The sequence below is a fragment of the Parabacteroides faecis genome, from assembly GCF_014647375.1.
GTDB lineage: Bacteria > Bacteroidota > Bacteroidia > Bacteroidales > Tannerellaceae > Parabacteroides > Parabacteroides faecis.
Map to the genome: position 1 here is coordinate 97515 of NZ_BMPB01000012.1, position 25568 is coordinate 123082.

A 25568-nucleotide genomic window follows, 5' to 3' on the forward strand; every position below is an offset into this window, starting at 1 on the left:
TTTTAATATTACTGCAAAGGAACAAAAAATAGAATTAAATATCAATTGTTTGATACTAATTAATTAAAACAACTCCTTATATTTCATGTTTAGATCATGATGGTCGCAATCTTCTTTATATTCTCATATTATTCCTGATCTTCTCATAATCAGTTTTGAAAAGATCGATTATATGCAAGCAAATGTATATTTTTATAGCCTATAAATATTAAACTGCGAAACAATGAAGTATTTGAATAAAGAAACGAATGGCATTACCCTTTCCCGCATTGGCCTGGGGGCAATGAGGATGGCTGATATTCAGCAAGGGATTGATACCATACATGCTGCTTTGGACAGTGGGATTACTTATCTGAATACAGGTGATTTTTATGGTCATGGCGAAAGCGAACTGATTATCCGTGAAGCATTGAAAACACGTAAGCGGGAAGATGTCTTTATTTCTGTCAAGTTTGGTGGAATGCTGACTCCTGATGATCGTTTTTATGGCATCGACGTACGTCCGCAGAGTGTTCAGAATTATTTGGCCTATACCTTGAAACGCCTGGGTACGGACTATGTCGACCTGTATCAACCTGCCCGTATCAATCCGCATATCCCGGTGGAAGAAACGATCGGAGCCGTTTCAGATATGGTAAAAGCCGGATATGTGCGTAATGTCGGAATTACCGAGATAGATGCCGGAACATTGCGCCGAGCCCATGCTGTTCACCCCATCAGCCTGGTGGAAGTGCGGTATTCGCTGCTCGACAGGGAGATAGAACAAAGCCTGATTCCTACAGCACGTGAACTGGGTATCGGAATTGTCACTTTTGCCAATCTGTTTCATGGCGTGATAGGAGGTAGTAACCCGGAGGAAAAACTGGCAACCTTGAGCCGGAGGATGCCTCCCCAGGCTGCAGAGAAGCTGAAACAGGCTGTGGCACGGCTGGATGTATTGAAGGAAATGGCCGCAGAGAAGAATGTTTCCGTGTCGCAACTTGCCATTGCATGGGTACTGGCACAGGGCGGCGATATGCTGGCGTTGGTCGGTTCGCGTACAGTCGGTCAGCTTCGGGATACCGTGAAAGCAATTGAGATCGATCTCAGTAAGGAAGATTTACAACGTATCGAGCAGGCTATCCCCAAAGAATATGCCTCCAACTCTGCTATGTTGCCTATCGATCTGGACGAAAACGGTTTGTTTAAATTCTGACTTCTTGTCGTTACTTAAAATATCGGATAGTTTATGACAAAAGAGGCTGAAGTCTATAGAAGAATAGGCTTTGCCTCTTGATTTTAATATCGTTCTGTTGATTCAGCTTTTTCTGCTTCAATATCTTTTTTGATAAGGCTGATGATACTTAGTAATTCGGGTACACTTTCACGTACTGTAGCAAAAATAACATCAGCGTCTATTTCAAAATAATGATGAACGATAATATCTCTCATTCCCATTACTTCACGCCAAGGTATCTGAGGATAATTGACCAATAAACTACGCTCAGTTAATTTATCGAGATTTTTAATGCTTTCTCCTACAGCGATAAGTTTCATACAAACGCCGTCAAGTAGAGACATTCCTTCATTTGAGCCTAAAAAGTCATTTACAGACTGAACATTCCGGCAGCGTTCACATACAATTTCAAGTTGCTCTGTGATACGGTCTAATAGATGGCTGACTTCTGATTTATTTTTGTCAAACATACAGTGCTTCCTTTTCAATGTTCCGTTTCAGATATTCATCCATACGATCACGTAACCTTACCAGGTCGACCCTGGATCCTAACAAGGTTTCAAGCTCAAATTTGATACGAGCTAATGTTAGTAGATTGGGGGCTGGTGCTTCAAAACAAATATCCACATCGCTGTTTTCCGTTTGTTCACCACGAGCTACACTACCGAAAATGCCCATACGGACAATGCCATACTTCCCGGCATGGGAATCCATGTATTGCCGTAATAATTCCAAATACTCATTTGTCGATTTCATAGCAGTCACCTTTTATGAGGTCAAAGGTAACTATAAATTTTTGAAAGGGGGATTATTTAGGTTTATAAAATCCAATCAGGGTATGCTCATTTCTTTATTGTCTAATTAGAATTAAATCACTAACTTTGCGGCATTTTTAGAAGATAGTTAAAAATAGCGCGATATGAGTAAGAAATTTACCGAATACTCTAAGTTCGATTTATCGAATGTCAATAAAGAGGTGTTGAAGAAATGGCAGGATGGCGACATCTTCCATAAGAGTCTTGAAATCCGTGAAGGATACCCCTCGTTTGTATTTTATGAAGGTCCGCCTTCTGCAAACGGAATGCCGGGTATTCACCATGTTATTGCTCGTTCGATTAAAGATATTTTCTGCCGTTACAAAACCATGAAAGGATATCTGGTGAACCGTAAGGCAGGATGGGATACTCACGGCCTGCCGGTTGAGCTGGGCGTTGAGAAATCTATGGGTATAACCAAAGAAGATATCGGTAAGAAGATTTCTGTCGCTGACTATAATGCAGCGTGCCGCAAAGATGTGATGAAGTTTACCAAGGAATGGGAAGACCTTACCAATAAAATGGGGTACTGGGTGGATATGGAAAATCCGTATATCACCTACGATAACCGTTACATCGAAACATTGTGGTATCTGCTGAAAGAATTGTATAAGAAAGGGTTACTGTATAAGGGGTATACCATCCAGCCGTATTCACCGGCTGCCGGAACGGGGCTTAGCTCGCACGAGTTGAACCAGCCGGGTTGCTACCGCGACGTGAAGGATACCACTTGTACGGCACAATTCCATATCCTCGATCCGAAACCGGAAATGGCTCAGTTCGGTGATGCATTCTTCCTGGCATGGACGACTACTCCGTGGACATTGCCTTCCAATACGGCACTCTGCGTGGGTCCGAATATCACCTATGTGGCTGTTCAGACTTACAATCCGTATACTGGCATGCCGATGACAGTTGTATTGGCTAAGGATCTGATGAATGCACATTTCAATCCGAAGGCTGCTGACCTGGAGCTGTCGGATTATAAAGCTGGTGATAAACTGATTCCGTTCAAGGTTGTAGGTGAATGGAAAGGTCCGGAATTGGCCGGCATGCATTATGAACAGCTGATCCCGTGGGTAAATCCGGGTGAAGGGGCTTTCCGTGTGATCACAGGCGACTATGTGACAACGGAAGACGGTACGGGTATCGTACATATCGCTCCGACATTCGGTGCGGACGACGACCGTGTGGCGAAAGCTAGTGGCGTGCCTCCGTTGATGATGATCGATAAGGATGGCAACAAACGTCCGATGGTCGATATGACGGGAAAGTTCTACCTGTTGGAAGATCTGGATCCTGAATTTGTACAGACTCGTATGAATGCTGCCGATTACGATCCGTTCCAGGGTAAGTTCGTGAAGAATGCCTACGATCCGGAAAAGACCGACAAAGATGAGACATTGGATATCGAGATATGTATGATGCTGAAGGTACAGAACCGTGTGTTCCGTATCGAAAAGCATGTACACAACTATCCGCATTGCTGGCGTACCGACAAACCGGTATTATATTATCCGCTGGATAGCTGGTTTATCCGCACGACTGCCTGCCGTGACCGTATGATCGAACTGAACAATACGATCAATTGGAAGCCGCAGAGCACAGGTACGGGCCGTTTCGGTAAATGGCTGGAAAACCTGCAGGACTGGAACCTGAGCCGTAGCCGCTACTGGGGTACTCCGTTACCTATCTGGCGTACGGAAGACGGAACGGAAGAGATGTGTGTCGGTTCGGTAGAAGAACTGTACAATGAAATAGAGAAAGCCGTTAAGGCCGGATTCATGGAATCTAATCCTTATAAGGACAGAGGGTTCAATCCGGGTGAATATAATAAGGACAATTACGAAAAGATCGACTTGCACCGTCCGTATGTGGATGAGGTGATCCTTGTTTCCGAAAGCGGCAAGCCGATGAAGCGTGAGACTGACCTGATCGACGTTTGGTTCGATTCGGGTGCGATGCCTTATGCACAGATCCATTATCCATTTGAGAATAAGGAAATACTGGATAACCGTACGGTTTATCCGGCAGACTTTATCGCAGAGGGGGTCGACCAGACTCGTGGCTGGTTCTTTACCCTGCATGCACTGGCTACGATGGTATTCGACAGCGTGGCTTATAAAGCGGTTGTTTCCAATGGCCTGGTACTGGATAAGAACGGTAATAAGATGTCTAAACGTCTGGGTAATGCAATCGATCCGTTTTCGACGATCGAACAGTATGGTTCAGACCCGTTGCGTTGGTATATGATCACCAATGCGTCTCCGTGGGATAATATCAAGTTCGATATCGACGGTATGGATGAAGTGCGCCGTAAGTTCTTCGGTACATTATATAATACGTATTCATTCTTTGCTTTGTATGCAAACGTGGACGGCTTCGATTATTCGGAACCGGATGTTCCTCTGAACGAACGTCCCGAAATCGACCGCTGGATCCTTTCTTTGCTGAATACATTGGTGAAAGATGTTGACGGATTCTATGATACTTACGAACCGACCCGTGCAGGTCGTGCTATCTCTGAGTTTGTGAACGATAACCTGAGTAACTGGTATGTGCGCCTGAACCGTCGCCGTTTCTGGGGCGGGGGCATGACAACGGATAAGTTGTCTGCTTACCAGACTTTATATACTTGTCTGGAAACTGTAGCCAAGCTGATGTCTCCGATCGCTCCGTTCTATGGCGATCAGCTGTTCAGCGACCTGATTGCTGTTACCGGACGTGAAACGGTGGAATCTGTACACTTGTCGGATTTCCCGAAATATGATGAAGCATTGATCGACAAGGATCTGGAAGAACGTATGAAGATGGCACAGGATGTTTCTTCTATGGTACTGGCTCTGCGTCGTAAAGTGAATATCAAAGTTCGCCAGCCGCTGCAGACCATCATGGTGCCTGTTACGGATGCACACCAGCAGGAAAGCATTGAAGCGGTGAAGAATCTGATCCTGAACGAAGTGAATGTAAAGGAACTGAAATTCGTCGATAATGCCGCCGGTATCCTGGTTAAACGTATCAAGCCTGATTTCAAGAAGTTAGGCCCGCGTTACGGAAAGATCATGAAGAGCCTGGCTGCTGCTATCCAGGGCATGAGCCAGGAGGATATCCTTGCTTTCGAAGCTGCCGGTACATTTACTTTGAATGTGGAGGGACAGGAAGCTGCGGTCGAACTGGCTGATGTTGAAATCATCTCCGAAGATATACCGGGATGGCTGGTTGCCAACGAAGGCCGCCTGACGGTTGCCCTCGATATCACCGTGACGGAAAACCTGCGTAAAGAAGGGCTGGCACGTGAATTGGTGAACCGTATCCAGAACCTGCGTAAGAGCAACGGATACGATATAACCGATAAGATCAACGTGACCGTTCTTTCTTCCGACGAAATGGATGACGCAATTAAGGAATTTAATGAATATATTGCGAACCAGGTGCTGGCCGTATCTGTTGAAATTACAGAGCATGCGATAAGTGATGCGACTGTCCTTGATTTCGAGGATTTCAACCTGTCGGTGCGTATCGAGAAAGAGTGATTTTTTTCTTAAAAAAGAAAGGCGTCCCTTGCCGCATATAAATATTATCGTATATTTGGACTGCGACTTGGATCGCCTGATATATATTATGAATTGTGGAACCTAAAATTAAATGAACCATGGCAGAAAAGACAAGATATTCGGATGCTGAACTCGAGGAGTTCCGCGCCATTATTTTAGAGAAGTTGGAGGTAGCCAAAAAGGATTACGAGTTGTTGAGATCGGGTGTAACCAATTCTGATGGGAACGATGTGGCCGATACATCTCCAACATTCAAGGTGTTGGAAGAAGGTGCCGCAACTTTGTCGAAGGAAGAGGCCGGACGTCTGGCACAGCGCCAGATGAAGTTCATACAGAACTTACAGGCTGCTTTGATCCGTATTGAAAATAAGACTTATGGCATTTGTCGCGAAACGGGTAAGTTGATCCCGAAGGAGAGACTGCGTGCCGTACCTCATGCTACTTTGAGTATCGAAGCAAAACAAGGAGGTAAAAGATAAATGAAATTTTCTAAAGGTTGGGGAGCAGTGTTAATCGTAATGCTGCTCCTTATTCTTGACCAGGCTCTTAAAATCTGGATCAAGACGCACATGCAGTTGCACGAAAGTATAGAGATCACTCCGTGGTTTTATCTGTACTTTACCGAAAATCCGGGGATGGCTTTCGGTATAGAGGTGATAGGCAAATTGTTCTTATCCGTATTCCGTATTGTGGCGGTCGGTTTTATCGGATATTATCTGTATAAACTGGTTAAGGAGAAGTACAGTTTTGGCTTTATTGCGTGTGTCTCGTTGATCTTTGCGGGAGCTATCGGTAATATAATCGACTCTATATTTTATGGGGTCGTATTCGACCATAGTTTTGGTCAGGTCGCCTCTTTTATGCCTGCCGGCGGTGGTTATGCTACCTGGTTGCACGGGAAAGTGGTGGATATGTTTTATTTCCCGTTGATCCAGACGGTATTGCCGGACTGGGTCCCGATCTGGGGAGGAGAGGAGTTCGTCTTCTTCCGTCCGATCTTCAACCTGGCAGATTCGGCTATCTGCGTAGGTGTGTTCTTGTTATTGATATTTTACCGGCACACTTTGTCGGCCAGTCTCTCAAAAGAAAAAGAAAGTAGTAAATAAATGCGGAGTAAATTGCGCAGATACGGTGTCGTATTGTTGACGGCGGCTTTGGTGGTTTCCTGTAGTAAGGTACCTGATGGTATTCTGTCCGAAAAGGAGATGAAGGCTGTCCTGATAGATATGCAACTGGCGGAAGCTATGATCAGTACCGATTATAAAAAATATATCGACGATGCTGAAAAGGAAGCGCTTTATCAGTCCGTATTTCGCAAACATAATATCGAACAGGCCGTTTACGACAGTTCGCTCGTCTGGTATGGAAGTAACCTGGATGTGTATATGCAGGTGTATGACCTGGTACTGGCGGAACTGAACGAACGGCAGAAAGCGTTGGGAGACGTGCAGGCTAGTGCAGCTCCGGTTTCCAAACAGGATTCCGTCGATATCTGGCCGCGTCTTACTTATCTTACCTTTGAACCGAAAGCTGTATTCAACGGCATAACGGTCGATATCAAACCGGAAACAAACTATCCTTCCGGTAGTACGTTTGTTCTGGGAATGCGTGTCTGGGGATTGAACGATGCTATGAAAAGTCGTCCGGAGATCCGTTTGAGTGCCAACCAGGGGGATACGGTCATTACCGTAAACGACAAGATCCTTCAGGATGGTTATCATGAGACGATTTTACGTACGCTACCGACCAAGCAGGTGAAGAGTGTGTATGGTTTTATCCGCTTGGACGGAAAAGAGGATTCGACCTCTTATTTCAAGATCTATGTGGATAGCCTGAACCTGATGAGGTATAACTATGGACGGCTTTCCGTTGATACCGACTCCTTGAAAACGGCTGCTAAATAATTTTAGACAAGTCTTATGCGTCGGATCGCTTCTCATTATATATACTGGCAGAAATGGTACCGCATGCATTATCTGGAACTGGATGCAGAAGGTCGTTTTGCCGGTGTGTTTCCTTTAGAACAAGAGATAGCGAATACAGAGTTTTATGACGGTACATTGTTACCAGTGCCGTCCGGTGTCAGTTTTCCACCATCCGGAGCTTTTTCTATGGAATGGTTAGCTGTCTCCGATCGGGTGACGGTTTCTTCCTTTGTGTATATTTACCGGTTAACCGGCATTTCACCCGCGACGTCTGAACTCGGCACAGACAACGGCTGTGGCGATTGCCACGTTCAGAGACTCTGATGTTTCTCTTTCCTGCGGGTAATTGGGGATATATAGCTTCTCGTTGACCAGTGCTTCGGTTTCTGGGCGGATGCCGTTTCCTTCATTTCCCATAATGATAATGCCTGTTTCCGATAGTTCTTTTGTATATATGTTCTCTCCGTCGAGGAATGTTCCGTATAGTGGTACCTGGTGTTCCGCTTGTTTTTGCAGATAAGCGGGCAGGTCTGTGTAATGGACTTTTACGTGGACGAGTGCTCCCATGGTCGCCTGTACTGTCTTGGGACTGAATGCGTCGGCTGTGTCCTGGCTGCAAACGATATGTTCGATGCCGAACCAGTCGGCGAGCCGTATGATCGTTCCCAGGTTACCGGGGTCCTGTATACCGTCGAGAGCGAGGATGAGCTGCTGCTGAGGGTTTGCTTCTTCCAATGACCAGGCGGGGCGTTTGAAAACAGCCAGTACATCCTGCGGATTTTTCAGGAAGCTGGCTTTCCGTATGTCATCGTCATCGACTTCCAACAGTTCTTTGGCGGGAATATCACCTTGCGTTGCCATCCACGACGGTTTGGCGATCAGCAGGTCGCATTCGAACGCAGGCAGCATGTCTGCCACCAGCTTATTTCCTTCGGCTACAAACGTATTCGTCTCGTTACGAAACTTCTTCAATTCAAGTGAACGTATCTGTTTTACTTTCGACTTACTCAACATCTTTACTCTTTTTACAAAGCAAAAGTACGGGATTTTATTTAATTTCAGCTACATTTGCGTGCGTAAAAGGTCGAATGATGAAGGGAATCCTCCATATATTATATTTCATATGCCTTGTTTGGATACTGGCCGCCTGCAGTACGACAAAATATGTCGGTGACGGTGAATATCTGCTTGATAAAGTAGAGATTGTCTCTGATAATAAAGCCTATAAAACGAATGATCTGAAGCCTTATCTCAGGCAGCAGCCTAACTTTAAGGTGTTCGGTCTGATGAAGTGGCAGCTTTTTGTCTACGACTGGTCGGGGCGGAATGAAAAACGCTGGCTCAGTAAGCAGCTTCGCCGTATCGGTGAGCCGCCTGTGATTCTGGACACTACGCTGGTCGATCAATCGGCGGATGAGTTGAGGCGCTTTTTTATCAATAAAGGATATGTAAACGCGGAAGTGACAGCGGAGGTGGATACCTCGCGCCAGAAGAAGGCTGTCGTTACTTACCGGATCAATTCGAATATCCCTTACCGGATACATAACTATACGATGAATCTGGATGATCCGAAGATCGACAGTATAGCTCATCTGACTGCTCCCAAACGTTCGGCCGTATCATCTGCTTTCCGTATATATCCGGAAGATTATACTTCTCTGGTGAAAGACAGTGCTTTGTTCGACAGGGATATACTGGATAAAGAACGGCAGCGAATCACCTCTTTGCTTCGCAGACGGGGGTATTATGCGTTCAACCGCGATTACCTGGCATATCTGGCAGACAGTTCTTATAACAGGAATATAGTCGATCTGGATATGATACTGAAGCCTTACCGTAAACTGAAGCCGGATGGTTCGGTGGTCGATACCGTTCATCGCCAGTATTATATAAAAGACGTGACGATCGTTACCGATTATGATCCGCTGAACCAGGCGCAGAGTGATTTGTCGGCTCTTTCAGGCGATACGGTAAAAGCCGGAGATCTGCAGATCCTCTATGGAAATAATGGAAGGAGTATCCGTCCGGGTGTTTTGCGAAGAAGTACTTATATTACTCCCGGCAGATTGTTTAATGAGCGGGCGGTTGAACAAACCTATTCTTCTTTTGCCGCTCTCCGGGCCTTGAGAAATGTGAATATCCGTTTTACGGAAGTGGAGGTTCAGGATACCATGATGCTGAATTGTACTATCCTGACTTCTCCGGCTAAGTTGCAGGGATTCGGTGTTGACCTGGAAGGGACAAATTCGGCGGGCGATTTCGGATTTGCTTCCAGCTTGAATTATCAGCACAGGAATCTGTTCAAAGGTTCAGAGGTTTTCTCTGCGAAGGTGCGTGGTGCTTATGAGGCTTTGTCCAAGAGTTCGGCAGGCGGTAATTATTGGGAGTTGGGGGCAGAGGCATCTGTATTGTTTCCTCGTTTCCTGTTCCCTTTTGTCAGTGAAAATTTCAAACGGAAGGTACGGGCATCTACGGAACTGAAGGTTAGTTACAGTATTCAAACGCGGCCGGAATACAGGCGTGCCATTCTGTCCGGCGGTTGGAGTTATATTTGGCAGGAACGGTCGAATACGCAAGCCCGCCATGTGTTTAAGTTACTCGATATCGATTATGTACATTTGCCGAAGATCGATTCGACTTTTGAAGCCCGTTTACCTAAATCTACCCGGATTTACAATTTTACTGACCAGTTTGTCGTTGGTTCCGGTTATACGTATTCATTTACGAATTACAATCCTCAGAACCGTCTTCGAAATTCACATTCGCTGCGTGTCTCGTTTGAAATGGCAGGTAACCTGTTGTATGCATTCTCTAAAATGACTCAGGCGAAAAAAGATAAAGACGGATTATATAATTTGTTCGGTATCAATTATGCCCAGTTTGTGAAAGGGGATGTCGACTTTAGTAAGAGTATTGTGCTGGATAGCCGTAATAAAATCGCTTTTCATGTGGGCGTTGGGGTTGGTTATCCGTATGGGAATGCGAAGATATTGCCTTTTGAACGGACTTATTTCTCGGGAGGGGCGAATAGTGTCCGTGGATGGTCTGTTAGAACCTTGGGGCCGGGCGGTATGCTGGCGGATTCTGTCAAATCGTTTGCCGACCAGGTAGGAGATATCCGGTTGGATCTGAATCTGGAATACCGGACAAAGATGTTCTGGAAGTTTGAACTGGCTGCTTATGTCGATGCCGGAAATGTCTGGACGATGAGACCGGATAAGGAACGTAAGGATGGAAATTTCGACTTCTCCCGTTTCTATAAAGAGATAGCTGTTTCTTATGGTTTGGGATTGCGTCTCGATTTCGACTTCTTCCTGATCCGTTTCGATACGGGTATGAAAGCATATAATCCGATGGAGCGGGGAAAGGACCGGTGGGCTATTTTGAAGCCTAACCTGAAGAATAACTTTGCCTGGCATTTTGCAGTAGGTTATCCCTTCTGATGAAAAAAAAGACTTTCCGGTTTGCATATTAAAAAAATAGTACTACCTTTGCACCGCAAATAAGGATGGTTCCGTAGCTCAGCTGGATAGAGCAACGCCCTTCTAAGGCGTGGGTCGAGCGTTCGAATCGCTCCGGAATCACATTTTGAAAATAAGAAGTCTTGTAAACTATAGGTTTATGAGACTTTTTTATTTTCTGTTGGAACGGATTTTGGAACGAATTGTATTTTTGAATAAAAAATATCAGGAATATGGGCTTATATTGTATAGTCATCCATGTTTAAATAATCGTCCGGATCATCCCAATGTGAAATACCTAATATTTTCCCTGTTTTAGAATCTTCCAGTAAAACATATTTGTCCCCGTCGATGTGTATGGTATCCGGGAATGATGCTATCATTGCTTTTGCTTTGTTAATATTGAATGCCGGGCATTCGGTTACTTCAAAGCGTTCTATTTCCCTTTCTAGCTGTTTTAATAGTTCTACCTTATCAACTTTCCAGAACTTCATTTTTTTGCTTGTAAACTGCCCGAATGAGTACCAGAATTTGAAGGCGCTGGCCGGGCATGAGTTTTGCGGACCGATCGCATTTAATTTGCGGCATCCCCAACCGGGGCAACGACTGTTTACCCAGCAATGATGTTCTTTGTCCTCTGAACGTGTATATTGACCGTAACAGATGGCAATAGAGCGGTTATTCATTAAACATTTTTCCTTTTCCAGTAAATATATATTCAAGATTTATATTGTACCGCTCGTATGCCATACGAATAGCATACAAGGGTACATTCATTGTGTTTTCAATCTCCATACGGTATATGTTAGAGGATGCGAGGCCGACGGACTCCGCAAATTGTTTTTTTGTTTTTATTTTCCTTAATCCGATCAGCTGGTACATGATAGCCAGGAACCGGTCGGTTATAATCCTGTTTTCTGTAATCTTCTCGTTTGCTAACATATTCTTAGTTTTTATATAGGAGATATAAAGCATTTATTTTTTTTAATAGCCATGCCTTCTACATAGACATGATCTAAAAGTCCATCTTTTGTATATATAGTGTGGTATTTCAGTCCCACAATGCCGTTTGCCCCTTTACTGACAGCATCTTTATATATAGCATCTATGCCGTCAGAGTATGATGCTCTTCTGCGATTAGAGGGAAATGGATTCTCTTTAGACTTGTGTTTTTTGGCCCACTCTTTGTCCTCTCCACTATATACAATAGTATATACAGATGCTACTGGCTCATAGTTGAATGAAACAGATGAAGCTTCTGTCATAAAAAAACCTTCTTTTGTGTATTGACTATAATCAATACTTCCTGTTTCAACATAGTAGCTTCTTGTGACGCAGCTAGATAATGCGATAGTGGCCAATAATAGTAGAAATACTTTCTTCATACTCTGAATTTGTTTAATTAGTGATTTTTATTTAGGCAATTCTATGCCGTGTTTTTTCTCATATTGTTTTACTTATTCTTTTGTTGTTTGACTACATTGAATAGCTGTGCTATATCTCTGAGGTCAACTTTGAAGTCTGGATAAATAGGATTGAAGGAATGACAGGTAATGATCCCGTTTTCAACGTCATGGTCAACTATTTGTTTGAGTACAATGCCATCTGTTTTATGTACGATTACAAAGGCATCCCAGGCATTAAAATGTAATCTGCTTTTCCAGTAATCACAACCTATTTCCCTGCAAAGCAAAATGTCCCCCTGCTCATAGCTATGCTTCATGCCGTCGTCCATGCTGTCACCTCTGACTTCGAAGCTGATGTATTTACCTTTATATTCTTTGTCAACGATCCAGGGTATCTTAGGAAGTGTTTCTATGTAGGCTACATCTGACCATCCCATCATATAGCCAGCTTGTGCATATTGATTGACCAGCGGAACCATCATAACGCCTCCTATTGCTAATTGCGTTACTTCTTCCTGTATTGGTTTATTTTGAATGCTCCCTTCTCCAGTAAGAAGGTACGGTTTATTTATTTGTGGGAATTTAGCGCAAATACTTTCAGCCATATTTTTACTGATGCCTACTTTTTTATTCGGGTTTAGTATGTCATATATAGCTTGAGGCCTTTTAAGTTCAATGGCTTTCGCTAATTCGCTTGGTTTTTTGTCTAAAGTAGACAGAACCTCATTCATTATTTTTATAGTAAGATCTTTATTCATTGTCGAATTATTCTGTATATATTTGTATGGATAAAATTTAATTTGTTATGAATTCAATATTTGTTGAATATGTAAATCTATTCTTAATAGTTGTAGCTAGTTTTATATGTATCATTGTTTCAACTTTATTACTAGTACTGATTTGTTTACTGTTCTTTATTATGATAAAAGATACCTTATCTAAATTGAAGAAAAGGTATTAAAACTCTCTATCTCCAAGTTTGTATAGCAGATCGCGTACTTTATCTGCTTTTTCTCCTTTAATTCTACCAAGTTTGTTTATGTATTCATTACAACTTGTTTTTGGCAACCTTAGATTATAGCGAGCTTTTTCTATGGTTTCTATGATATATCTTAAACATAAATCAATTTCGCCAGTATTTGGGTCAGAGTAACTAAATTCAGATGCGGCTAATATAAAATTCAGTAAAGCCATGTCATAGGCCTCTATTCGATATTGAGTTAAAGCATCCCTATAATAGATTTGTCCATACACATGGGATAGTTCAGATTCTAAAGATTTCTTTATTTCAACAGATACATTTTTTTCTGTAGTGTTGTTATTGTGATTGACGGACTTGAAAAGGGATTTTTCTACTTCGTTTAATTTTTCAGTATATGCATCATGTAGTTCTGATACTTTCTTACTGTAATCAGATTCAATTTGAGAAAGTCGTTCATCAATCTTCTTATTGGCAATAAAGTAACTATATATTTGATATCCAATAGCTATACCTGCCGAAGCACTGACTGTTGCAACTAAAAAAGAAGCCCATTCTATATTCATGATATTTAATTAATTCAAAATAAAAGTTAAATACAGAATAATTCTTTTTAATTCTGTATTAATGTCGAATAATTCTGTATATTTGCAATGTGATTAACAACAAACAATAATCACAACACAAAGTAAATAGCAAATATAAGAAAAGTAAATAACCTGATATAGTCAATTTGATAAAAAAGTAAACGATATGAGTAACAAGATTGAACTAATGAAAGCAGAAATTGAAGCTTTAGTAAGCATGACGGAAGAAGATGCATGCAAAGAGTATAACGTTGATAGTAAAGCGGAAGCTGTTCAGTACATCGTTGATTACTGGGTATAGAAAGGAGGTAGCCATGAATGAATTAAGAGAGATTTTAAAGATGGTACAGCTTGTACAACGCGAATGCTTCGGAACGGAAATTACGATCGCAATATTTACTAATCAGAAATATTTTTCAGTCCATGTACAACGCGCTGATCAGGATTATGAGGTAGTCTATTCAGAGAAATTCTTTTCAACAGAAACATTGCCAATAAACACGAAGAAGTTTGCTGAACTGTATGGCTTTGTAATGGATGAAGAATTTAGTATAGGATATGAACTAACAGATGGAGAATTTACCAAAGTAGAAACCGCTGTGAAGCAGGCTGGCTAATGATTGACTAAAATAAGGTTCAGCCGGGTGAGAGTCCCGGCACACGGGCGGTCAGTAATCTGGGATGAAACATTACAGAGTGCGCACGATGTAAAGAGGCTGGTTCGATACCGGCACCGTCCACATTGAAAACGATCTTTGACGTACTACGAGATATGATATGTAACCATTAAGGCGTGTAGGCACGCTGGTTAAGAGTAAATAACCATTAAAGAGTCTGCGATATGAAGGAGAGAACACCAACCTAGAGCAGGCGGTCACAAGTGTAGCGGAGTAAAACAACACTATTGTACATTATTATTCGCGATTCTGCCAGGCTTGTTACCGGGTTCGACTCCCGGTTGACCACACAAATCAATAATCAAAATAATTATGACTACACAAGAAGCAATTGAATTTATTCGTATAAACAGACAGTACAGAGATAAGAAAGCCATCTGTGAACGAGCTGGTGTATCGCGCCAGACATTTAATAATATGATGAAACATGAGAAAGGCCCTGATGAAGAGAAGTGGTATGATTCCGAATACAAAGTCTTGTGTGAAGCTGTCGCGTATCTAAAACCTAAAGTTGCTCAACGCAGAAAGATGGCGGAGGAACTTAAAAGAAAACTGTCTCAAATATGATTCCGTTAACCGCTTCGGAAACGGATGCTGTACTTTATTTGGCAGAACATGAGGTGGTAAAGGTTGCAGCTGATAAGCGCTGTGTATCGGAACATACTGAAAAAAATCAGATAAAGTCAGCAATGGCCAAACTGGGGGTAACTACCCAGATTGGATTGATAAAAGAGTTCTTCCGGTTAATATACGGAGTTGAATTTAATCTAATGGATGCCCGACAATTAATGGCATCATGTTTATTAATCTTTTTTCTCTCAACATTGAGCGTAACAGATCAGATTAACCGCATGGCTAGAAGGGGAAGAAGGTATGAAGTTGAACTTTATATGACTGCATGATGCAAATAAATCAAATAATTCAAATGACGCAAAGTGATTTAGAAACTGTAGTGTCTGGATTGCTGTCAGAAAAGGCAAAAGCAGAAGTATATGAGCGCTATTATAGTGTCTTGATACCTGCTTCATGGGTCGCAAAAATTCACGGTATAAGTTATCAGACAGTATTTCGGTATATCCAACGGGGATTGATAACACCAGAAGAACGGAACAGCCGTGATGAACATTATTTATTTCGGTTGTCCGATGTGTTGAAGATGGATTTTAAACTACTGCAAAAACAACTAAGGAGGAATACTATATGAAACTACTCTTATCATTCCTATTCTTTTTCCTGTCTTTTGGCTGCCTGTTTATTGTGTGTAATGCAGATAAATGGGAACCTGGAAATGTCTTTTTCTGGGCTTGTGTTTTTGGTGTATCGGTCATTGTGACCGAAAAACAATTAAAGAAATATGAGAATACGAAATAAGATTACTAACAAATTAATTTTCAAACTATGAGTTTATTTAAACAACCTTCCGAATTGGAAGTTTCAACAACAATCAAAGCGCTGATCTACGGACAGCCAGGTCTAGGTAAGTCAACATTAGGTTTGTCTACCCCTTCTCCGGTATTATTAGATTTTGATGGAGGTGTAAAGCGTGTGAATGGTGCTTTTCAGTGTCCGACATTGCAGGTGAAAAACTGGGATATGGTGATTGAGGCACTGCAGGAAGATTTATCTCCATTTAAAACAATCGTTATTGATACTGCCGGAAAGATGTTGGATTTTATGTCTGCCTATATAATCAAAAATGATCCGAAGATGGGCCAACGTGACGGTTCCCTTTCTTTAAAAGGTTATGGAGTTCGTAAGACAATGTTTATCAATTTCCTTTCCCAATGTTCAATGATGGGTAAGAATTTGATTTTCGTCGCCCATGAACGAGAAGAGAAAGATGGAGAAAACCGGATTGTTCGTCCGGAGATTGGCGGATCATCTGCAGGGGATTTGATTAAAGAACTTGATTTGGTCGGTTATATGCAAGCGATAGGGAGTGAACGTACAATAAGCTGGTCACCAACTGAGAAATTCTATGCAAAGAATACATGTAATCTCCCAGCCATGCAGAAGATACCAATCATTATTGATACTTCTGGTAGTGTTACCGGACAAAACATTTTCTTATCCAGCATATTCGATAGTTACCAGGTATATTTAAAAAAGCAGGCAGATATCAGTAATGATTATGAAGCTTTGATTGATGTGGTAAAGGAAAATGTAGAATTGATCGTTGATGCAGAGACCGCCAACGGTGTCACTGAAAATGTAGGAAAGCTGCAACATATTTGGGACAGTAAGCTTAAAGCCGGTCTAATGATCCGGGATAAATGTAATAGTCTGGGATTAAAGTTGAATAAATTAACTAAGAAATATGAGCCAGTCGATACAGCAGCAACAGCCTAAATATAAATTCTACCCGTCTCTTTTAGATCAGTTTGAAAAGTATCTGCATGTTGATCGTGAGTTTGAGCATTTTTTCAATCAAGATCAGGAGACAGGAGATTATAAAAAGACGTATGAAGAGATAGAGACTGAAATGAAACAGTCTCTACTCAACAGTATTAATCGAGTTCCGTTCGATTCAGAAGCCGCAGATAAGGGTACAGCATTCAATGATATTGTTGATTACTTAATCCATAGAAAACCGGTAAGAACTCAGATCATAGAGGATATCAATGCCGATGTAGTTACAGCGACATATAATAACAGAACATTTTATTTTTCTTATCGTTTCTGCTGTAAGGCAGCAGAATATTTTCATGGGTCTGTTAGCCAATTATTTGTAAAAGCTGTTCTCCCTACAAAATACGGGACCGTCGAACTGTACGGATATATTGATGAACTGAACCGTAATAGGGTGTACGATATAAAAACAACTTCCCGGTATGAGTTCGGAAAGTATTTAGAAGGCTGGCAACGACATGTATATCCTTATTGCCTTATCACCTCTGGTCTGGTTAAAGATATAGATTCTTTTGAGTACACTGCTTATCATTTGAAAGGAGGCACAAGCCGGACACCTCTTATTACCGGAGTACAATACCCAGAACTTTATAAATACGATCATCAGCAAAGCCAGGGGCTATTAGCCCGGCATTGTGAAAGGTTTATTGAATTTTTGGAAGTGAACCGGGATCTAATCACTGATAAAAAGATTTTTGCTGAAATATGAAAACACGATTTGTCAAGGAACAGGGAGTGATCAAGTGGCTAGGTCAACCGATCGAACTTATGTTCAATCTGATTGCAAACGGTGAATATGCACTTGAGATCAAGAAGAAAGTCAAGAAACGCACTGTAGACCAGAATGCTCTTATGTGGATGTGGCTTACCTGTATGGAAGAAGATACGGGTACATTGAAGCAAGACTTTTATGATTACTACTGTAAAAAGTTCCTCCGGCGAATCGTGGTTATTAACGGCAATGAGGAAATTGTCGTCCGGACTACATCGAAACTTAATACAGCTGAAATGACTGTGTTTCTCAACAAAGTACAGGCTGATGCTGCTAGCGAATTTGGTATAAGGTTACCGTCTCCGGACGATCAATTTTTCAATGCATTTACAAACAGGTATGAGCATATAAGATATTAAGATGGAAAAACAGGTTAAGATTGGGAATCTCGCCCATGAACATGAGAGTGAAACCGCTAAACAGACTTTGATTAGAGCAGTAAAAGCCACTGAAAAAAGGTTGCTGAAAGCGAAAAAATTAACCCGGTTAGTGATTGGATCGGCAATAATAATGACCACCTGCCCGGAAAAGTATAACACATTAATTCGTTGATAGTATGGAAGAAAGAGAACCTAAAATTAAAAAGGCTATATTGAATGGTCGTCAGTTGACAGTAACCTATACAGAGTTCCGTCCGGAGGGTGACAAAGATATCGCTGTTAAGTCTGAGATACCGGCACACATTGATTGTACAAATGCTTTCAAAAAGCTGGTCCCTCATTTTATTCTTCTTACAGAAATGAAAGAGTCCGATAAAGTAAGCCAGCGAGCTGAAATTGTTGGTATGGATAATCTGATCGGTGACGACGATGATTTTAAGAATGCTGATGTTTACGGTATCAAAATGGGAAAGAATGATAGTAATACCGATACGGTCATTTTGATGGGCGAACGGTATCTTCAAATTGGTGGTTCGGTTGATTTCTGTTCTCCAGCTCAGGCACTGGAATCATCAGATAGTGAATTTGAATATCCTTACATTAATGAATTGAACCTGGCTGTACAGGCAGTGATTTATGAAGTGAAAGAATATCTATTCAGAGGTAAATACGCTATCACTCAAACAACACTGGATTTTGAAGCAATGCCAGACGTTCCGTTTGAAGCCGGAAAAATGGTTGATACGGATACCGGAGTAGTTACTCCAATCACTATTGAAAAACCGAAGCGAGGACGTAAACCGAAAAATCAACCTATTACATCTGTAGCAGCATGTTAATTCAGGAAGACGAAAAAAACTACTACCTGCAGGTAAAATATCATCCATTTGTGACAGAAGTTATTAGGCGTATTCCAGGACGCCGATATGACGGGAAACTCAATATGTGGGTGATACCTAAAAGTTTCTATCCCCCCGGGAAATATACTCAAAAGGCCTATGTCGACATATTCGCTAACTGGGCTGTAAAATATGGCTATGAGAAAAGCGTACAAAAAGGAGCTCAGGCTTCAAGACCGGACGTTCATTATACGCTTCCCCCGATGCCGGAATTAATTTCACCACATGGGTTAAAGATAGAACCTTTCCCATATCAGAAACAAGGCATTGCCTATGCTTTACAGAAAAAGCGGTGTTTCTTCGGGGACCAACCTGGTTTAGGAAAAACATTGCAGGCTATCGGTACATCTTTTATAGCAAAAACATGGCCGGTATTGGTGATCTGTCCCGCCAGTCTAAAGATCAACTGGCAAAGGGAATGGAAGAAATTCACTGGCAAAGATGCAATTATCCTTGATGATCGGAATAAAAACAACTGGCACCGGTATTACGAAATGGGATGCTGTGATGTATTCATTACGAATTATGAATCATTGAAAAAGTTCTTTGTTGAAGATTTTGCTGGCGGTGTAACCCGATCGATTAAGCTAAAGCCGGTAGCTAATTTGTTTAAGTGCATCATTATTGATGAAAGTCACCGGTGCAAATCTAGTAAGACTCAACAATCAAAGATTTGTTACAAACTATGTCAAGGAAAGGAGTATCGCTTCTTGCTCACTGGAACACCTTCGATCAATGGTCCGGGTGACCTGATCCAACAATTAAAGATCATGAATCGGTTGGATGATTTCGGAGGGTATAAGAGTTTTGAAGCAAACTTTATGGGTGGACCACGCCAGGCAAGCAATTTGGAAATGTTAAACTGGCGCCTTTGGAATACCTGTTTCTTCCGGAGAGAGAAAGCTAAAGTATTGGATCAACTACCTGATAAAATGCGACAGGTTGTGAATGTGGATATCACAAACAGAAAAGAGTATCAGGATGCTGAACATAATCTGATTGGTTACCTAGCTGCTTATGAGAATGCAGACGATGAAAAGTTACGACGGGCCGAACGTGGTAAAGTGATGGTACAAATGCAGAAACTCCGACAAATTGCAGCTAGAGGGAAAATATCGGCAGCCGTTGAGTTCATCCAGGACATAATTGATTCCGGTGAAAAGTTGATTGTTTTTGCCTTTCTTAAAGAGGTTGTACAGGAGATAAAGAAAGTTTTTCCGAATGCTGTTACCATTGTTGGAGATAACACCAGCCAAGAGAGACAAGATGCCGTCGATAGGTTCCAGAACGATCCGAAGTGCCAGTTGATTATTTGTAATTATAAATCTGCAGGTGTCGGTCTTACGCTGACTGCCAGTAGTCGAGTTGCATTTGTTGAGTTCCCGTGGACGTTTGCAGATTGTGAGCAGGCAGAAGATAGAGCACACCGTATCGGTCAAAAAAATAGTGTGAATTGTTATTACTTCCTCGGAAAGAATACTATTGATGAAGACATTTGGAATCTTATTCAAACAAAGAAAGACATAGCAAACGATGTAACCGGGACAGATGATCAGGTTCCGGAGAAAACTGTCGATGCAATGATCTTGAAAATGTCTGCTAAATCAGGAATCAAGAAAAGTGAAACAAGCACGTCACCGTTCAATCGTCGTCCGGAAGGTGCATTATTTAGCAATGCAATATGAAAGGTGAGGCAGGTTTACAAACGGCTTGTGTTGAGTGGTTCAAATTGCAGTACCCTAAATTGGCTCCGCTTCTATTCCATGTACCGAATGGTGGTCGACGTAACGCGATAGAGGCAACCAATCTAAAAAGGCAAGGGGTAAGAGCTGGTGTTGCCGATCTCATTCTTCTTTTTCCTAAAGGTGGTCACGGTAGCCTTTGTATAGAAATGAAGTATAAGAAAAATCAACAACAGGATTCACAGAAGGACTGGCAGAGGGTAGCGGAGGCGGCAGGCAATAAGTATGTTGTCTGCCGATCACTGAATGAGTTTATGAAAGAAGTCAAGAATTATCTAGGTATCGAACGATGAATTATATAGAACTGATAAATCGATTTTGGATTGTGCATGAAGAGAATTGTTTCTCTCCTTGTGAAATAGCCATTTACTTTTATCTTTTGAAAGTAAATAATATGTGCAATTGGATACAATTTTTCAAGCGCAATAATGCTAAAATCATGGCTGATTTAGGTATTAAAGATCGGAGAACATTAGAAAATGCCAGAAATAGACTTAAGCAGGCAGGTCTAATAGATTATCAGAAAAAAAATACAAATCCTAATGTTACTTATTCAATCACTTCGACATTAAATGCACAAGTAGATGTCGAAGTTGGTGTACAAGTGAGTGTACAAGATTTGCACAAGTCAGTGCCTAGTAAAGATAAACATAAACAAAAAGATAATATACTCCCTATAATCCCCCATGAAAACAATTTGCCTTTTCCGGAAGAAAAGTCGAAAAAGAAATCCAGTAGGGCAAAGAAAGAATTTATTCCTCCAGTACTGGATGATGTATTAAGATTCTTTTCCGGCAGCTTATTGCCGGATTGGGAGAACCAAGGACGGTTATTTTTCTCTCACTACAATTCCCAGGGCTGGCGTAAAGGGACCGGTGTACAGGTTACTGACTGGGATAGTTTAGCAAACAAATGGATTTTAGACGAAAAAATAAAACGAAATGAAAGGAGTACTGGAAGTAAGACAAACAATCCAGCGTCCGGTAACGGATATGCCGGAAAATAAGATTGATCTAATAGCCTACAAAAGATTATTTCTCCGGGTTGCAGATCACTATTCCAAAGGCACATTTGTAATCGACGAGCGAAACAAAGCGATAGTGTATTCCCTGTTTCTGTATTTCCTGAAACAACCGGGATCGCTCGATATCCGAAAAGGTTTATGGTTAGCCGGTCCGGTCGGTACCGGGAAATCTACGCTGATGTATATTTTCAGCAGGTTTATGCAAACTTTACAAAGGGGGTTCCGGGTGTATGTGTGTAGCCGGATTACGACAGAATATGCAATGCACGGAGATTTGAGCCGGTATTTGGATAATGCCGGATGGTCTTCATTGGGGCCGGTTGATATGTGTTTCGACGAGTTCGGCCGTGAACCGATCCCGGCAAAATATTTCGGGAATGAGTTGAATGTGATGCAGCATATATTTCACATTCGGTACAGCTATTGGCAACAGTACGGATTGAGAACTTATGTCACAACAAACCTTTATCCGAATGATGTAGAACGTAAATACGGTGATTATATCCGTGATCGACGTGGTGAAATGTTCAACCTGATTGAGTTGAACGGAGAAAGTAGAAGATAACTAAACTAAAAAATAATATCCTATGAGAACAAAAAGCTTTAATGAAGTAATCGCTGATTATTTGAAACAGCGGGCAGCAGAGGACACACTATTCGCTCCGAAGTTTACTAATCCCAAGAAGAGCATTGATGAATGTTGCCGGTATATTTTAGGTGAAGCGCGGAAGCGCGGTAATGAGGTGGTAATGACTGATAATGAAGTGTTCGGCTTAGCTATACACTATTACGAAGAGGAAAATATCAAAGTGAATGCTAGAATAGGTAATTCAGTTAAAAGCCGGGTTGTAAGTAGCAAACAGGTTCCTGAGGCCCAAACAACTAAACAGTTGTCAATACAATATGAACGACCTGTTTTTTCCACTGTTAAGCGGGGGAGAGGCAAGAGAGAGGAAAGTAAATTACAATTATCTTTATTTGATTAAGCCATGAAGCCAAAAACAAAATTACAAAAGTTGGTAGTTAAACTGAGCGCGCAGTTACCGAAATTTACAGAGAAACATCGTCAATGGGCTATTGAAAATGTCGTTGATCGTATTGGCCTTCGATTGAAAAAAGGCATTATTACTTGTACACATTGCAGTCACGTTTTTTCTGATGCAATGAAATTTGAAGATGGTGAAATTGATGTCTGTCCTAATTGTGGAAGTAAATTGAAGATCGAAACAACTACGAGGAAAAATGATTTTCAAGCAGAGTATTTCTGTATCATAACAACATGCCAGGGATTTCAAGTATTCCGTTATTTTATGATTAAGAAAGAATTCAAATTTGGCTGTGAGGCACAATATAAAATTGCGGAAGTTGTTCAGCGCTGGCTCCTGCCTGATGGTAGATTTGAAACATTTGCAAAACTAACTAATACGCATCAATATTATATTGATGCGTGGTGTTTTGATAGTGATATGGAATTGAGAGGTAGAGATAAACATGCCTACAATGTTGGATGCGAAGCATGTTATCCAGTTCGAAAATATCTTTCTGTTTGGAGAAAATACGGATTCAAAGGAAAAATGTACGGTTCCTATCCTTTTAACTTCTTTCATCTGATCAGTACAAACAACCAAGCAGAAACTTTACTTAAAGCCTGTCAGTTTGATTTACTCCGTAGAATGTGTGCAGGGTATGATGATGAAATAAAAAGATACTGGCCATCGATCAAGATATGTATGCGTAACCATTATTCGGTGAAAGATGCAAAGATGTGGTTTGATTATTTGATGTTACTCAGCTACTACAAAAAGGATCTACGCAATGCTCACTATGTCTGTCCTGTTAATTTAAGAAATGCTCATGATGAGTATATGAATAAGCGGAATCGTGAATTGGTTAAAGAACGTGCTGCCTTTGACCGTGAAAGAGCTATTTATGCAGAACAACGACGGAAACGACTTTTTGAAAAGATGAAGGAAGACAATCTCAAATATCAAGAACAGAAAGGTAAATTCTTTGATGTTCAATTCAATGATGGGGTTGTGATGGTACGTGTTCTACATAGTGTTGAAGAGTTTAAGGAAGAAGGGGATGCTCTGAATCACTGTGTATTTACAAATGAGTATTATAAAAAGACTAATTCCCTTGTCCTTTCCGCTCGGATTGGAGATAAACACATTGAGACTATCGAAATAAATCTAACTACTATGAAGATTAATCAATGTTATGGGCGTGGAAATAATAATACAAAGTATCATAATCAGATACTTGAACTTGTGAAAAAGAATATGAACCAAATCCGTCGAAGGCTGACGGCATAAATTAAAAATTTATGAAGATTATAAATATTTAACAATTATATCCTCCTTAGTAGATTAGAGGTGTCTGATTGAAGATCCTGTTAATGATGGAGATGTATTTGGTAAGTTCATGCAAACTTTACAAAGATGGGAATGTAGTATAATGATGGAAAGATAAAATTAATACAAAATGCTTTGTTATAATGCCTTTTTTGAAATAGAAACTTGATTTTTGATTATATTTGCTGAAAAATGTTATGCAGATACATCTTATAAGTCAAGGGTATGGCTCTGAATCAGAGCATACATTAGGTTCTTTGCTGGTTGAATTAATTTCAGAAAAAGCATACGGAGCATTTACTGCGATTTCGGCTTTTGCAAGTGAGGGTGGAGTAAATGGAATCGCAAAGCATTTGTCCAAGGCAAAAGATCATTTGAAAAAAATTACTATCATAGTAGGCGTTGATCAGAAAGGAACATCAGAAGAAGCATTGAAAGCCTTGTTAAAAATAGGAGTAAAGGTTTTTATCTATTATCAAAAAGGTAATGCAATTTTTCATCCTAAAATATATTTGTTTGAGGGAAGTAATAAATCAGAACTAATCTTGGGATCATCAAATCTTACAGTTCAAGGATTGTTTTCGAATGTTGAAGCTTCTTTATGGATTACTTTAGATGTCAATGATGAAGATGACATAGCTGTAATAAATCAGCTCAAAAGTAATTTTTCAACATTGTTTGATCAAACAGATGTTAATTTACAACCACTAACACAGGAGTTAATAGAAATGCTTGTTAAAGCAGGAATTGTGCCTGCAGAAAAGGATAGAAAACAAGTTCAGGATAAATGTGATGAGTCCCAAAATACAGAAATGGATCAGGTTATTACTAAATTTTTTCCTAAAAAGGTAATAAGTAAAATTCCTTCTGAATTTAAGGTTATCTCAAAAAGTGTGAAAGTAGATGTTGTTGAAAAGTTTGTAGAGCATAAAGAATTTTTGGAAGAGGTTTTTATATGGAAAGTTAAGTCGTTGAAAATACGTGATCTAAATATACCTAAGGGTGAAAAAACTAATGCAACGGGATCGATGCTTTTTAAAAAAGGTGAATTAGATATAGATCCGAGATCATATTTTAGAGATGTTGTATTTGCGAATTTAAAATGGAAGCCTGACTCCGAAAAGCCTCATTATGAAAGAGCTTATGCTGATTTTAAAATTGTAATTGATGGAACTAGCTATGGGGTTTATAACTTAAAAATCTCTCATAAAACAGATACTACATCAAAATCTTATTTTCAGCATAATTCAATGACCTCTTTGAGTTGGGGACCTGCTAAAAAGATTATAGCTAAGGATGAACTCATAGGGAAATCTTTGTCCCTTTATAAAAAGGGTAGTATTTTTGTTATAAGAATTGAGTAAACAC

The 25568-nt window shown here is 40.8% G+C and carries 33 protein-coding genes and 1 tRNA gene; 26 read left to right on the plus strand and 8 right to left on the minus strand.

Annotated elements, in window-relative coordinates:
* Positions 1 to 223 precede the first annotated feature (223 nt).
* Positions 224 to 1195 carry an aldo/keto reductase gene (locus IEY67_RS17630; protein WP_183671083.1) on the plus strand — a complete coding sequence of 324 codons (972 nt, stop codon included), beginning with the start codon at positions 224 to 226 and terminating at the stop codon, positions 1193 to 1195.
* An 83-nt stretch (positions 1196 to 1278) separates the two neighbouring features.
* Here the strand turns inward: IEY67_RS17630 and IEY67_RS17635 are convergent, their stop codons facing one another.
* Both IEY67_RS17635 and IEY67_RS17640 read right to left on the minus strand, forming a co-directional pair.
* Entirely contained in the window at positions 1279 to 1686 is a 408-nt protein-coding gene (locus IEY67_RS17635; protein WP_183671081.1) for a HepT-like ribonuclease domain-containing protein, read from the minus strand.
* Positions 1679 to 1972, minus strand: coding sequence for a nucleotidyltransferase family protein (locus tag IEY67_RS17640; RefSeq protein WP_122375955.1), 294 nt, complete (start codon positions 1970 to 1972; stop codon positions 1679 to 1681). Before IEY67_RS17640 ends, IEY67_RS17635 begins: the two co-directional genes overlap by 8 nt.
* A 163-nt stretch (positions 1973 to 2135) precedes the next feature.
* On the opposite strand from IEY67_RS17640, the gene ileS reads away from it, so the two are divergent.
* From ileS to IEY67_RS17665, 5 genes are all read left to right on the plus strand, one after another.
* Positions 2136 to 5564 (plus strand): isoleucine--tRNA ligase, encoded by a 3429-nt coding sequence (ileS, locus tag IEY67_RS17645; protein WP_183671079.1) that lies wholly within the window; start codon positions 2136 to 2138, stop codon positions 5562 to 5564.
* 119 nt (positions 5565 to 5683) lie between these two features.
* The gene (locus IEY67_RS17650; protein ID WP_007657507.1) at positions 5684 to 6064 is read left to right on the plus strand and encodes a TraR/DksA family transcriptional regulator; all 381 of its coding nucleotides are present in this window, start codon (positions 5684 to 5686) and stop codon (positions 6062 to 6064) included.
* On the plus strand, positions 6065 to 6691 hold the full coding sequence (locus IEY67_RS17655; RefSeq protein ID WP_122375957.1) for a lipoprotein signal peptidase: 627 nt from the start codon (positions 6065 to 6067) through the stop codon (positions 6689 to 6691).
* A complete protein-coding gene (locus IEY67_RS17660; RefSeq protein ID WP_183671077.1) occupies positions 6692 to 7489 on the plus strand; it encodes a DUF4296 domain-containing protein in 798 nt (265 codons plus the stop codon).
* Between the two features lie 15 nt (positions 7490 to 7504).
* Complete coding sequence (locus tag IEY67_RS17665) at positions 7505 to 7834, plus strand: hypothetical protein (protein WP_183671075.1); 330 nt, start codon at positions 7505 to 7507, stop codon at positions 7832 to 7834.
* Here the strand turns inward: IEY67_RS17665 and IEY67_RS17670 are convergent.
* The gene (locus IEY67_RS17670) at positions 7769 to 8524 is read right to left on the minus strand and encodes a TrmH family RNA methyltransferase (RefSeq protein WP_183671073.1); all 756 of its coding nucleotides are present in this window, start codon (positions 8522 to 8524) and stop codon (positions 7769 to 7771) included. The two genes, IEY67_RS17665 and IEY67_RS17670, sit on opposite strands and share 66 nt — an antisense overlap.
* A gap of 74 nt (positions 8525 to 8598) precedes the next feature.
* On the opposite strand from IEY67_RS17670, the gene tamL reads away from it, so the two are divergent.
* Together tamL and IEY67_RS17680 are read left to right on the plus strand one after the other, a co-directional pair.
* Positions 8599 to 10953 (plus strand): translocation and assembly module lipoprotein TamL, encoded by a 2355-nt coding sequence (gene tamL / locus IEY67_RS17675; RefSeq protein ID WP_183671071.1) that lies wholly within the window; start codon positions 8599 to 8601, stop codon positions 10951 to 10953.
* Positions 10954 to 11020: 67 nt separating this feature from the next.
* Positions 11021 to 11094: transfer RNA gene (locus tag IEY67_RS17680), tRNA-Arg, on the plus strand.
* 116 nt (positions 11095 to 11210) lie between these two features.
* On the opposite strand, the gene IEY67_RS17685 is transcribed toward IEY67_RS17680, so the two are convergent.
* The 5 genes from IEY67_RS17685 to IEY67_RS17705 all read right to left on the minus strand — a co-directional run bounded on the left by IEY67_RS17685 (position 11211) and on the right by IEY67_RS17705 (position 13922).
* Positions 11211 to 11657 (minus strand): hypothetical protein, encoded by a 447-nt coding sequence (locus IEY67_RS17685; RefSeq protein WP_183671069.1) that lies wholly within the window; start codon positions 11655 to 11657, stop codon positions 11211 to 11213.
* Positions 11650 to 11913, minus strand: coding sequence for a hypothetical protein (locus tag IEY67_RS17690; protein WP_044193335.1), 264 nt, complete (start codon positions 11911 to 11913; stop codon positions 11650 to 11652). The genes IEY67_RS17685 and IEY67_RS17690 overlap by 8 nt, the downstream gene beginning before the upstream one ends.
* Before the next feature lie 11 nt (positions 11914 to 11924).
* Positions 11925 to 12356, minus strand: a complete 432-nt coding sequence (locus IEY67_RS17695) for a membrane lipoprotein lipid attachment site-containing protein (protein ID WP_183671066.1) — start codon at positions 12354 to 12356, stop codon at positions 11925 to 11927.
* 68 nt (positions 12357 to 12424) lie between these two features.
* Positions 12425 to 13135 carry a S24 family peptidase gene (locus IEY67_RS17700; protein WP_183671064.1) on the minus strand — a complete coding sequence of 237 codons (711 nt, stop codon included), beginning with the start codon at positions 13133 to 13135 and terminating at the stop codon, positions 12425 to 12427.
* A gap of 199 nt (positions 13136 to 13334) precedes the next feature.
* Positions 13335 to 13922: a hypothetical protein gene (locus IEY67_RS17705; RefSeq protein ID WP_183671063.1), complete on the minus strand. Its 588-nt coding sequence runs from the start codon at positions 13920 to 13922 to the stop codon at positions 13335 to 13337.
* 187 nt (positions 13923 to 14109) lie between these two features.
* Between IEY67_RS17705 and IEY67_RS25345 the strand changes: the two genes are divergently transcribed.
* From IEY67_RS25345 to IEY67_RS17790, 18 genes are all read left to right on the plus strand, one after another.
* Positions 14110 to 14244, plus strand: coding sequence for a hypothetical protein (locus tag IEY67_RS25345; RefSeq protein ID WP_262889864.1), 135 nt, complete (start codon positions 14110 to 14112; stop codon positions 14242 to 14244).
* Positions 14245 to 14257: 13 nt separating this feature from the next.
* Positions 14258 to 14560 carry a hypothetical protein gene (locus tag IEY67_RS17710; protein ID WP_183671061.1) on the plus strand — a complete coding sequence of 101 codons (303 nt, stop codon included), beginning with the start codon at positions 14258 to 14260 and terminating at the stop codon, positions 14558 to 14560.
* Between the two features lie 372 nt (positions 14561 to 14932).
* Complete coding sequence (locus tag IEY67_RS17715) at positions 14933 to 15187, plus strand: hypothetical protein (RefSeq protein ID WP_183671059.1); 255 nt, start codon at positions 14933 to 14935, stop codon at positions 15185 to 15187.
* Positions 15184 to 15522, plus strand: a complete 339-nt coding sequence (locus IEY67_RS17720) for a helix-turn-helix transcriptional regulator (RefSeq protein WP_183671057.1) — start codon at positions 15184 to 15186, stop codon at positions 15520 to 15522. The genes IEY67_RS17715 and IEY67_RS17720 overlap by 4 nt, the downstream gene beginning before the upstream one ends.
* Before the next feature lie 23 nt (positions 15523 to 15545).
* Entirely contained in the window at positions 15546 to 15824 is a 279-nt protein-coding gene (locus IEY67_RS17725) for a MerR family transcriptional regulator (RefSeq protein WP_147383005.1), read from the plus strand.
* Positions 15821 to 15991, plus strand: a complete 171-nt coding sequence (locus tag IEY67_RS17730; RefSeq protein ID WP_183671055.1) for a hypothetical protein — start codon at positions 15821 to 15823, stop codon at positions 15989 to 15991. The genes IEY67_RS17725 and IEY67_RS17730 overlap by 4 nt, the downstream gene beginning before the upstream one ends.
* 27 nt (positions 15992 to 16018) lie before the next feature.
* A complete protein-coding gene (locus tag IEY67_RS17735; protein ID WP_183671053.1) occupies positions 16019 to 16969 on the plus strand; it encodes an ATP-binding protein in 951 nt (316 codons plus the stop codon).
* Entirely contained in the window at positions 16938 to 17738 is an 801-nt protein-coding gene (locus IEY67_RS17740; protein ID WP_183671051.1) for an HNH endonuclease, read from the plus strand. Before IEY67_RS17735 ends, IEY67_RS17740 begins: the two co-directional genes overlap by 32 nt.
* Positions 17735 to 18160, plus strand: coding sequence for a NinB/YbcN family protein (locus tag IEY67_RS17745; RefSeq protein WP_183671049.1), 426 nt, complete (start codon positions 17735 to 17737; stop codon positions 18158 to 18160). Before IEY67_RS17740 ends, IEY67_RS17745 begins: the two co-directional genes overlap by 4 nt.
* A 1-nt stretch (position 18161) precedes the next feature.
* On the plus strand, positions 18162 to 18353 hold the full coding sequence (locus tag IEY67_RS17750) for a hypothetical protein (RefSeq protein WP_183671047.1): 192 nt from the start codon (positions 18162 to 18164) through the stop codon (positions 18351 to 18353).
* A gap of 4 nt (positions 18354 to 18357) precedes the next feature.
* The gene (locus IEY67_RS17755) at positions 18358 to 19020 is read left to right on the plus strand and encodes a hypothetical protein (protein ID WP_183671045.1); all 663 of its coding nucleotides are present in this window, start codon (positions 18358 to 18360) and stop codon (positions 19018 to 19020) included.
* Positions 19014 to 20765, plus strand: a complete 1752-nt coding sequence (locus IEY67_RS17760; RefSeq protein ID WP_183671043.1) for a DEAD/DEAH box helicase — start codon at positions 19014 to 19016, stop codon at positions 20763 to 20765. The genes IEY67_RS17755 and IEY67_RS17760 overlap by 7 nt, the downstream gene beginning before the upstream one ends.
* Positions 20762 to 21115, plus strand: coding sequence for a VRR-NUC domain-containing protein (locus tag IEY67_RS17765; RefSeq protein ID WP_183671041.1), 354 nt, complete (start codon positions 20762 to 20764; stop codon positions 21113 to 21115). The genes IEY67_RS17760 and IEY67_RS17765 overlap by 4 nt, the downstream gene beginning before the upstream one ends.
* Positions 21112 to 21828 carry a hypothetical protein gene (locus IEY67_RS17770; RefSeq protein ID WP_189086829.1) on the plus strand — a complete coding sequence of 239 codons (717 nt, stop codon included), beginning with the start codon at positions 21112 to 21114 and terminating at the stop codon, positions 21826 to 21828. The genes IEY67_RS17765 and IEY67_RS17770 overlap by 4 nt, the downstream gene beginning before the upstream one ends.
* Entirely contained in the window at positions 21764 to 22411 is a 648-nt protein-coding gene (locus IEY67_RS17775) for a P-loop NTPase family protein (protein ID WP_229801119.1), read from the plus strand. The genes IEY67_RS17770 and IEY67_RS17775 overlap by 65 nt, the downstream gene beginning before the upstream one ends.
* Before the next feature lie 22 nt (positions 22412 to 22433).
* Positions 22434 to 22832, plus strand: coding sequence for a PcfK-like family protein (locus IEY67_RS17780; RefSeq protein WP_183671037.1), 399 nt, complete (start codon positions 22434 to 22436; stop codon positions 22830 to 22832).
* A 3-nt stretch (positions 22833 to 22835) separates the two neighbouring features.
* Positions 22836 to 24161 (plus strand): PcfJ domain-containing protein, encoded by a 1326-nt coding sequence (locus IEY67_RS17785; protein WP_183671035.1) that lies wholly within the window; start codon positions 22836 to 22838, stop codon positions 24159 to 24161.
* A 236-nt stretch (positions 24162 to 24397) separates the two neighbouring features.
* Complete coding sequence (locus IEY67_RS17790) at positions 24398 to 25564, plus strand: phospholipase D-like domain-containing protein (protein ID WP_183671033.1); 1167 nt, start codon at positions 24398 to 24400, stop codon at positions 25562 to 25564.
* Positions 25565 to 25568: the final 4 nt, after the last annotated feature.

What these genes read in the sequence shown, in the direction of transcription:
- IEY67_RS17695 (WP_183671066.1), bottom strand. Translation starts at nt 12,356, where the DNA reads ATGAAGAAAGTATTTCTACTATTATTGGCCACTATCGCATTATCTAGC.
- IEY67_RS17670 (WP_183671073.1), bottom strand. Translation starts at nt 8,524, where the DNA reads ATGTTGAGTAAGTCGAAAGTAAAACAGATACGTTCACTTGAATTGAAG.
- IEY67_RS17725 (WP_147383005.1), top strand. Translation starts at nt 15,546, where the DNA reads ATGACGCAAAGTGATTTAGAAACTGTAGTGTCTGGATTGCTGTCAGAA.
- IEY67_RS17660 (WP_183671077.1), top strand. Translation starts at nt 6,692, where the DNA reads ATGCGGAGTAAATTGCGCAGATACGGTGTCGTATTGTTGACGGCGGCT.
- IEY67_RS17750 (WP_183671047.1), top strand. Translation starts at nt 18,162, where the DNA reads ATGGAAAAACAGGTTAAGATTGGGAATCTCGCCCATGAACATGAGAGT.
- IEY67_RS17730 (WP_183671055.1), top strand. Translation starts at nt 15,821, where the DNA reads ATGAAACTACTCTTATCATTCCTATTCTTTTTCCTGTCTTTTGGCTGC.
- tamL (WP_183671071.1), top strand. Translation starts at nt 8,599, where the DNA reads ATGATGAAGGGAATCCTCCATATATTATATTTCATATGCCTTGTTTGG.
- IEY67_RS25345 (WP_262889864.1), top strand. Translation starts at nt 14,110, where the DNA reads ATGAGTAACAAGATTGAACTAATGAAAGCAGAAATTGAAGCTTTAGTA.
- IEY67_RS17685 (WP_183671069.1), bottom strand. Translation starts at nt 11,657, where the DNA reads ATGAATAACCGCTCTATTGCCATCTGTTACGGTCAATATACACGTTCA.
- IEY67_RS17720 (WP_183671057.1), top strand. Translation starts at nt 15,184, where the DNA reads ATGATTCCGTTAACCGCTTCGGAAACGGATGCTGTACTTTATTTGGCA.
- IEY67_RS17770 (WP_189086829.1), top strand. Translation starts at nt 21,112, where the DNA reads ATGAATTATATAGAACTGATAAATCGATTTTGGATTGTGCATGAAGAG.
- IEY67_RS17635 (WP_183671081.1), bottom strand. Translation starts at nt 1,686, where the DNA reads ATGTTTGACAAAAATAAATCAGAAGTCAGCCATCTATTAGACCGTATC.
- IEY67_RS17705 (WP_183671063.1), bottom strand. Translation starts at nt 13,922, where the DNA reads ATGAATATAGAATGGGCTTCTTTTTTAGTTGCAACAGTCAGTGCTTCG.
- IEY67_RS17690 (WP_044193335.1), bottom strand. Translation starts at nt 11,913, where the DNA reads ATGTTAGCAAACGAGAAGATTACAGAAAACAGGATTATAACCGACCGG.
- IEY67_RS17790 (WP_183671033.1), top strand. Translation starts at nt 24,398, where the DNA reads ATGCAGATACATCTTATAAGTCAAGGGTATGGCTCTGAATCAGAGCAT.
- IEY67_RS17775 (WP_229801119.1), top strand. Translation starts at nt 21,764, where the DNA reads ATGAAAGGAGTACTGGAAGTAAGACAAACAATCCAGCGTCCGGTAACG.
- IEY67_RS17640 (WP_122375955.1), bottom strand. Translation starts at nt 1,972, where the DNA reads ATGAAATCGACAAATGAGTATTTGGAATTATTACGGCAATACATGGAT.
- IEY67_RS17715 (WP_183671059.1), top strand. Translation starts at nt 14,933, where the DNA reads ATGACTACACAAGAAGCAATTGAATTTATTCGTATAAACAGACAGTAC.
- IEY67_RS17760 (WP_183671043.1), top strand. Translation starts at nt 19,014, where the DNA reads ATGTTAATTCAGGAAGACGAAAAAAACTACTACCTGCAGGTAAAATAT.
- IEY67_RS17710 (WP_183671061.1), top strand. Translation starts at nt 14,258, where the DNA reads ATGAATGAATTAAGAGAGATTTTAAAGATGGTACAGCTTGTACAACGC.
- IEY67_RS17665 (WP_183671075.1), top strand. Translation starts at nt 7,505, where the DNA reads ATGCGTCGGATCGCTTCTCATTATATATACTGGCAGAAATGGTACCGC.
- IEY67_RS17755 (WP_183671045.1), top strand. Translation starts at nt 18,358, where the DNA reads ATGGAAGAAAGAGAACCTAAAATTAAAAAGGCTATATTGAATGGTCGT.
- IEY67_RS17785 (WP_183671035.1), top strand. Translation starts at nt 22,836, where the DNA reads ATGAAGCCAAAAACAAAATTACAAAAGTTGGTAGTTAAACTGAGCGCG.
- IEY67_RS17765 (WP_183671041.1), top strand. Translation starts at nt 20,762, where the DNA reads ATGAAAGGTGAGGCAGGTTTACAAACGGCTTGTGTTGAGTGGTTCAAA.
- IEY67_RS17740 (WP_183671051.1), top strand. Translation starts at nt 16,938, where the DNA reads ATGAGCCAGTCGATACAGCAGCAACAGCCTAAATATAAATTCTACCCG.
- IEY67_RS17745 (WP_183671049.1), top strand. Translation starts at nt 17,735, where the DNA reads ATGAAAACACGATTTGTCAAGGAACAGGGAGTGATCAAGTGGCTAGGT.
- IEY67_RS17655 (WP_122375957.1), top strand. Translation starts at nt 6,065, where the DNA reads ATGAAATTTTCTAAAGGTTGGGGAGCAGTGTTAATCGTAATGCTGCTC.
- IEY67_RS17650 (WP_007657507.1), top strand. Translation starts at nt 5,684, where the DNA reads ATGGCAGAAAAGACAAGATATTCGGATGCTGAACTCGAGGAGTTCCGC.
- ileS (WP_183671079.1), top strand. Translation starts at nt 2,136, where the DNA reads ATGAGTAAGAAATTTACCGAATACTCTAAGTTCGATTTATCGAATGTC.
- IEY67_RS17735 (WP_183671053.1), top strand. Translation starts at nt 16,019, where the DNA reads ATGAGTTTATTTAAACAACCTTCCGAATTGGAAGTTTCAACAACAATC.
- IEY67_RS17630 (WP_183671083.1), top strand. Translation starts at nt 224, where the DNA reads ATGAAGTATTTGAATAAAGAAACGAATGGCATTACCCTTTCCCGCATT.
- IEY67_RS17780 (WP_183671037.1), top strand. Translation starts at nt 22,434, where the DNA reads ATGAGAACAAAAAGCTTTAATGAAGTAATCGCTGATTATTTGAAACAG.
- IEY67_RS17700 (WP_183671064.1), bottom strand. Translation starts at nt 13,135, where the DNA reads ATGAATAAAGATCTTACTATAAAAATAATGAATGAGGTTCTGTCTACT.